This window comes from Aminivibrio sp., assembly GCF_016756745.1.
In the GTDB taxonomy this organism is placed as follows: Bacteria; Synergistota; Synergistia; order Synergistales; family Aminobacteriaceae; genus Aminivibrio.
On the sequence record NZ_JAESIH010000090.1, the window covers coordinates 1 to 6417 of the forward strand.

Genomic DNA, 6417 nt, shown 5'->3' on the forward strand with positions numbered 1-6417 from the left:
GCCGGTGAGGAAGTCAGCCATGGCCTTGGCGACGCACTCGGGCTTCGGCCAGGTGGTGGCACCATTGTTCATGTAGATCCCCAATCAGATTCCCTCCTGGTTATACTATTTATTCAGTATCATACACTTTTTTGGGAAATTTTCATTACCCCGAAAGGAACCTGAATCCGCACCTCAGCGGAGAGCGTTAACTGTGTTCGCTTGGGCGGGGGGCGCGGATTGTCGTCCCTGACAACTGCCCAAACGAGTCCCGCGGCTCCCTGCGTTCGCCGGTTGCCTGCCTGTGAAACCGACATCCGTGTCGGTTTCTCTTACCTCATGCGCCCTTCTCCGGGGGATCTCTCCGCAAAGAGCGCGGAGCGAGATCTCTTCGCCCCTGGGGAGGATGAATTCACCGTATGCCCGGGGACACTCCCTCTGCCTGAAAAATTTGCGGATTGAGGACCACCAGGTCCCCCCCTCCCGGAGGCCGGGAAGGTACTGCCGCTCGATGACCCGTGCCTCTCCTCCCCCTCCCGTTTTTCCACCACGAAGGGCAGAAGGTCGAAATGGGCGTCCGTCACAAAAGAGTTCCTGTGCAGATCCGCCGCCCGGCTCGGAAAGTCCGTTCCGCTGTTCATGGGATCATTCTCCTTTTCGACGAAGCCCGATCACTGCCGAGCGAAGAGATGGGCGTACTCCGCCAGGGAGTGCCTGACATGTCCGTCCCTTCCGGAGACGGGTTCCGCCCGGACCATGGAGTTGAGCACCGCTTCTTCCGTCGCCTCGGCGGCAGCCCGAAAGGCGAGGTTGATATGGTTTTCGTTCAGCATGGAGAGGGAGACTAGGGGCGCCGTTTCGTGGTGGAGGAAGCGGTTCGCCGTGGTGAAGGCGAGGGCGATTTCCCCGCTGCCGCTGCCGATGAAGGCCCCGGTCCTGGTGATGCCCACGGACGCCCTGCGGGCGACCCGGCGGAGCTGACGCTCCGTGAGGGGGATATCAGTGGCGATCACGGCGATAATGGACCCCTGCTCATCCTGGGGCGGGTGGATTTTCCCTATGACGGGGCCGATGTGCCGCCCGTCCACCCGGAAGTCCTCCAGCCGGCCATAGTTGGAGAGGACGAGGACTCCTAGGATGAAGGAAGTTCCTTCCACCCTGACGACCCTGGAGGCCGTGCCGATGCCGCCCTTGAGTTGATGGCACGACATGCCCCTGCCCGCCCCGACGGCCCCCTCGTCAAAGTTCTCCGACGCGGAAGCGAGGGCCCGGAGCACGTGCTCCTCCCGGACGGCGAAACCCCGGATGTCGTTGAGGAAGCCGTCGTTGCACTCGCACACCACGGGGTTGACCGTTCCCGTCTCCCGGCCGATGTCGGGGTTGTCCGCCAGCATGTGCCTGACGAGGGCTTCGGAAGCCGTCCCTACGGCGAAGGTGTTGGTGAGGATCACGGGCGTTTCGAGGGTGCCCATCTCCTCCACCTGGACGAGCCCGGCAGACTTGCCGAAGCCGTTGATCACGTGGCAGGCAGCGAGAAGCTTCTCCCTGAAGAGATTGCCCCCGTGGGGCAGAAGGGCGGTGACTCCCGTCTGCACTGGGCCGTCGGCCAGGGTGCAGTGTCCCACCCGGACTCCCTCCACGTCGGTAATGGCGTTCCGGGGTCCCCGGGGCAGTATTCCTGTATTTATGCCGTAGTCGACCATGCGTTTCCGGAAGTCCATGAATTTCATCTCCTGTGCGTAAATCCGCAGGCAAGGGGGAGCGTCACCGATGGCCGCCTGGGCGGGGGCGCGGGTCATCGTCCATGACAACTGCCCGGGCGATCACCGCGGCTCCCTGCGTTCGCCGTTTGCCTGCCTGTGAAACCGACATCCATGCCGACTTCTCGCCTCCACGCCCCCGAGGGGCCTCCGCAAAGCACGCGGAGCGGGATCTGATCGCCCTCCGGCGGGGCCGGCTCGCCCGCTCATTTTATCATTTCCGCCCAACCATGCCGGCAAGCCATTCGGCGGTCCCGGGACGTCCAGGTACCGGGCTGCCCATCACCGCCGCCGAAGGTGTCAGCCAGGAGAGACTGGAGAATGGCGCCCCGCTCATGGGATCGAATTTTCGTCTTCCTGCTGTCCATGGGAAAGAACCTCCTGGGCTAGGGATAGGTCGATATAAAGGGGATCCCCGTCCTCGGCGAGAGGCGCCCCCGCAGCGGGAAAGGCCCATTCGTTCAGTATTTCCAGCGCTCCGTCGGGGTGAAGGGACAGGGAGGCGCAGAGGGATTCATATTCTTGCCTCCGCCATGTTTCCCGCTTCAGCAGGGCGGAAAGCAGCTCCCGGTGGGACCCGTCCAGGCCGGCGAGGGGATCGTCCGCCTCCGGCGGCTTCTGTGCGGGGAGGGCTTCTTCCGGGGAGGCGACTATCTCCCGGAGAACGCCGTTCACCTCCCGGGCCTCCTCCTGCCTGAGGCGGATGAGATCCATGTCCAGGGAGAACCCCTTTGCGTTCGTTCCTGCGGATGGGACGAACGAGCCGGACACAGCAGCGTGGATGTCCCGGGCCGCCTGGTCGCAGTTGAGGCCGAGGTAGCCGTAGAGCTTCCCTATGGCGCGGACTTCCGAAGGGTCCACCCTGCCGTCTGCGGCTGCGATGGCTCCGAGAATACGTCCCAGGGAACGATTTGTCTCCTCCGGAAGGTGTTTCAGAACCCCCCTGATATATGCGGCGCCCTGGGGCACGGCAAAGGCCCATAGAGAGAGGGCTGAAAGGGACCGTTTCTCCTCCTGGGAAAGGGTCTCATCGGAGGAAACGAGATTCTCCACTACCCTTCGCTTACCTTCCGTGGCTTCTCCCGAAACCTGGGCCACCAGGCTGCCCAGTCGGATCAGTGCCGTCAGGGCGGCAAATTTTTCTCGGGCAGAGGGGACGATCCGGGGGGAAAAGAGGGCTACAGGGCCGTGCGGCAACGGGACAAAGCCGTGAATACCGGGGTCGGGGGCCATGCCGAAGTCGAAGGCCGCCAGTGCATCGGCGATCTCCGCCGCTCTTTCCCGGTCCATTTTTAGAGGAGGCCTTTGTCCGAGGACGGCAAGGATTTTCCCCATGTCAGTCAGGCTGGGGTTTTCCGGGCAGAGTCGGGCGAGCCTCTCCCGGAGCTGTTCTCCGCCACCACGACCGGTGAGCAGCTCCGCCGGAAGAAGAGCGGCAGCCTCAGGGGATTCGGGACTTCCTCCCCGGGCCAAAAATCTGCTGTAGCCGTCCAGCTCGCCGGCACACCTTGCTGCTATGGCCGCCAGTCTTTTCACCGGCGCGGTAAGGACAAAGGGATTCGGCAGCCCCGGGATTCGGATCTTCAGCCAGTCCCCGAGGGAGGGCGTGGCCGCCCTGTAGGTGAGTGTGAGAGGGGTCCTGTTGGGGTGGATAATTATCCCCTCGCCGTACTTTTCTCTGTAGCGGAGGAAAAAAAGCTCCCTGAAGAGGTCCGGGCAACGTCTTGCGGAGGTCTTCAGCCCCTGCTCCGGGTGAAGAATCAGCCATTGAAGGGCCGCATCCGCCGGTATGGGCCTGTCGAGGGCCGCGTACCGGGCAAGCACGGCTGTGAAAGGCTCCGCGCAGTACCTGTCGGAGAAGTCGATATAGCCGGGCCGATCGTCGGGGTTCCCCCAGAGAACCCATTCCATGGCCAGAAGGTTCCGGGCGTGCCCCCTGAAGGTTCGGTGTCCTCCGTAAATCTGGAGCAGCCGGAGGACTTCCAGCACCATGTCCGACCGCTCTTCGGGAGATACGCCTCCCCGCTGGCCGTCCACCATGAGGCGCCGCTCGAGACCGTAAAAGAACAGGAAAACATAGGGAACAGCGGCGTCAGGATCATTCCGTCCCCCAGCGAGCCACGACAGATAGGCTCCCCGCTGCTCCGGGGTCATTTTTCCGTAGTGGAGCTTCTGCTCCGGCAGCGGAGCCGACGGAGAAAGGCCGGGGGCAGCCCTGAGCGAGGGATTGAGAAGGCAGGGATCATTGAAGCCCGAATAGTCAAGGAGCTTTTCTCCCACGTAGACCAAGCCTCCGGGAACGGAATATCCGTTCACCGCGGGCATTTCCGTAGAGCCGAACCACCGGGCGGGCTCCGCGGCACCGGGGCGTCCCGTTTCAGAATCCTTCAGGAGCTTCCCCGGAGATTCCCTGTCCTTCCTGCCCGAAACAAGGCGTAGAAATGCCCTGGCGGTCCTATAGAGTATGGTCACGGTGAGAGCAGCAAGAAAAAGCTCCAAAAAAAGCGACCTCTTTTCATCGGATATTTCCTTTCCCCTAACGTCCGTTTTCGGGAAAATTTCTCACCCGGGCGGAAAGGAAGGAACGGAGAGCGGTGGTAATCCGCTTCTCCCTTCTCTGCCGGAGAATGACGAGTCGGATGACGGCAAAACCAACGAGAGAAAGGATGAAGGGGAAAGCGCGCTGTTCTGGAAGACCCTCCAGGCAAGACGGCCGAGGTATCCTGACGTTCCGAGGCCCCCGAAGACTGTGAAGGCCCGCCGGGAAAGCAAAACCCCTGCTGCAACCGAAATCCGCAGGCAGCTGGAGTTTCACCGGTGCCTGCGGATTTAGGATCGCCAGTCGATATAGACGTTGTACTTCCGGTACGGAATACCCTAAATCCACTATTTTCCCCGGCAGAGAGAGAGTCGCCGAGCATAAGGTGAATTCGCTCTCGACGGAGGTGAAGAGCCACCCCCTCTGGGGGGCACCCGGTCCCGAAACCTGATCCACAGTATTGTACATCCTAATCCTCTGCCGTGAGCGGCAAGCACATGGCCGGACCGTGAAGAATTCCCCCTTGCCGGGGTGGGGCTGAGCACATACAATACAGGAACTCTTTTCCAGGCCGTACGGCCGGAGAAATTCATTCCGTCTGAGAGGCGGAGAAAGGAGCAGCACATGATTGCAGAAAAAGGGAAAAAGATCAGGGTCCATTACACTGGGACCCTCTCCGACGGGGAAGTGTTCGACTCGTCCAGGGGGAGAAGCCCCCTGGAGTTCACCGTGGGGGCCGGGCAGATGATCCCCGGATTCGACAAAGGGGTTGTCGGTATGAAGGTGGGGGAAGAGCGGACCCTTGTCCTCTCCCCGGACGAAGCATACGGGAAGAAGCGTGACGACATGGTATTCACCGTCTCCCGGGACGTGATGCCCGAAAACTACCAACCTGCAGTAGGCGACACCCTCCAGATGATGTCCCGAGGAGGAAGCTCCATGAGCGTCACGGTGACCTCGGTGGAAGAAGATTCCGTTGAGCTCGATGCGAACCACCGACTCGCCGGAAAAGAGCTCACCTTCAAGGTCGAGCTCTTGGAAATAGTAGGATAGACAAAGGCCTGCCGCCGGCAAGCCTTTGTCGTAACTTATTTCCCGGGAAATAGAAATATATGTATACAAATTACGCCTTCAACAACCACCTCCGATGACTTACAGGTGACCCCGCCTTCTGAAAGACGCCCCTTTCCTGAGCGGCCCCGTGATCTACTGGATGTCTCGAGATCAGCGGACCGCAGATAACCAGGCACTCAAGACGGCCGTCCATACGGCAAATAATCCCTAAATCCGCACCCAGCAGCGGGAGCGTCACTGGTACCTGCGGATTTAGGGAACCTCTGAATACTATAGATTAATGCGTTAAAAAAACAGATTTTATCGTGTCTGAATCCGCAGGCAGAGGAAGTGTTACCGGAACTTGCTTGGGCGGGGGGGTGCAGATTGTCGTCCGTGACAACTGCCCAAGCGAGTCCCGAGGCTCCCTGCGTTCGCCGGTTGCCTGCTTGTGAAACCGACATCCGTGTCGGTTTCTCTCACCTCAGGTGCCCTCCCCCAGGGGATAATTTCTTCGCCCTGGGGAGGGCGAATTCACCGTATGCCCGGCGACACTCCCTCTGCCTGAAAAATGAGCGGATTTAGGCTCTTAGCGAAACATCATTAGATCAGTATAGGTCAGTGCTTTCTACGCCTTTTAGTGCATTTAAGACTCGCTTTGCCAGTCAATAATTCGGACTGAAAATCTATCTCTTAATTGATATTTAATATAAAAGGGAAGCAATGTTTCACGTGAAACATTGCTTCCCTTTTCTTTATTCTGAAGGCATTCCTTGTAATGCTACTTCTTTTTCGAGGTAGATTTGTCTTCAATTGGTCATTTTTATTGTTTTTATGGGGTATTGCATTTATTGTGGTTTAAAACTATACACTCACAAGCGATATACCTACACCACCGGTATGCTTCTTATATTTACTGTAGTATAAAACTATACGGTTGTATTTTGTTTTAGGTGTAATTTCAGGAGATGTTTATTGAGATGAAAGATACTTCTTTCGATCAGCATTTAGGCTGTCGTTCGTTTATATTGAAACCTGCCTTTTATGTATCCTAAATCAGCCGGTTTTCAGGCAGAGAGAGTGTCA

The 6417-nt window shown here is 59.0% G+C and carries 4 protein-coding genes; 2 read left to right on the top strand and 2 right to left on the bottom strand.

Annotated features, from left to right (window positions below; all coding sequences use genetic code 11):
• Positions 1–650: 650 nt before the first annotated feature.
• Both JMJ95_RS13615 and JMJ95_RS13620 read right to left on the bottom strand, forming a co-directional pair.
• Entirely contained in the window at positions 651–1700 is a 1050-nt protein-coding gene (locus tag JMJ95_RS13615; protein ID WP_290686413.1) for a P1 family peptidase, read from the bottom strand.
• 372 nt (positions 1701–2072) lie between these two features.
• Entirely contained in the window at positions 2073–4238 is a 2166-nt protein-coding gene (locus tag JMJ95_RS13620) for a TerB N-terminal domain-containing protein (RefSeq protein WP_290686415.1), read from the bottom strand.
• Positions 4239–4902: 664 nt separating this feature from the next.
• Between JMJ95_RS13620 and JMJ95_RS13625 the strand changes: the two genes are divergently transcribed.
• Together JMJ95_RS13625 and JMJ95_RS13950 are read left to right on the top strand one after the other, a co-directional pair.
• Positions 4903–5331: a peptidylprolyl isomerase gene (locus JMJ95_RS13625; protein WP_290686417.1), complete on the top strand. Its 429-nt coding sequence runs from the start codon at positions 4903–4905 to the stop codon at positions 5329–5331.
• A 148-nt stretch (positions 5332–5479) separates the two neighbouring features.
• Positions 5480–5563, top strand: a complete 84-nt coding sequence (locus tag JMJ95_RS13950; RefSeq protein WP_367153816.1) for a deoxyribodipyrimidine photo-lyase — start codon at positions 5480–5482, stop codon at positions 5561–5563.
• Positions 5564–6417: the final 854 nt, after the last annotated feature.

Excerpts from the sequence above, each read along its gene's own strand:
- JMJ95_RS13615 (WP_290686413.1), bottom strand. The coding sequence starts at position 1,700 with ATGGACTTCCGGAAACGCATGGTCGACTACGGCATAAATACAGGAATA.
- JMJ95_RS13625 (WP_290686417.1), top strand. The coding sequence starts at position 4,903 with ATGATTGCAGAAAAAGGGAAAAAGATCAGGGTCCATTACACTGGGACC.